1 pseudogene is annotated in these 438 nt (G+C 80.1%); it reads left to right on the top strand.

The features are described from left to right. Nucleotides 1-438, top strand: a pseudogene (locus tag B4M60_RS07970) (TPM domain-containing protein); the annotation flags it as partial.

The raw sequence follows: 438 nt of genomic DNA, 5'->3' as shown, positions 1-438 counted from the left end.
TCCCGCCTGGTGGACGCGGACCGCGACCTCGACCGGGCGCTCGCCGCGGCCGGCCACGAGGCCGAGACCGTGGGTCGCGCCCGGGCCGCCCGCCAGGCCGCCATCACCCGGGCCCGCGGCGCGGTGCGGGAGGCCCACGACTTCATCGGCAGCCGCTCGTACGTGATCGGCCAGACCGCCCGCACCCGGCTCGCCGCGGCCGAGGAGTCGTTGGCCACGGCCGAGGCCACCGCCGGGCCGGCGGCCTTCCCCGCCGCCGACCGGGCCCTCGCGCTGGCCCGCGAAGCCCTGAGGCGCGCGCAGGACGACGCCTCCCGCCCCCAGTTCACCGGGAGCTATGGCGGTCGCGGTGGCCGTCGCGGCCCCGACACCGGCGCCATGGTCGGGGGCATGATCGCCGGCGCGCTGATCCAGGGCATGCTCCGCGGCGGCGGGTCG

This window comes from Dietzia sp. UBA5065 (assembly GCA_002415925.1).
Lineage (GTDB): Bacteria > Actinomycetota > Actinomycetes > Mycobacteriales > Mycobacteriaceae > Dietzia.
This window is presented reverse-complemented; position numbering and strand designations above follow the sequence as displayed.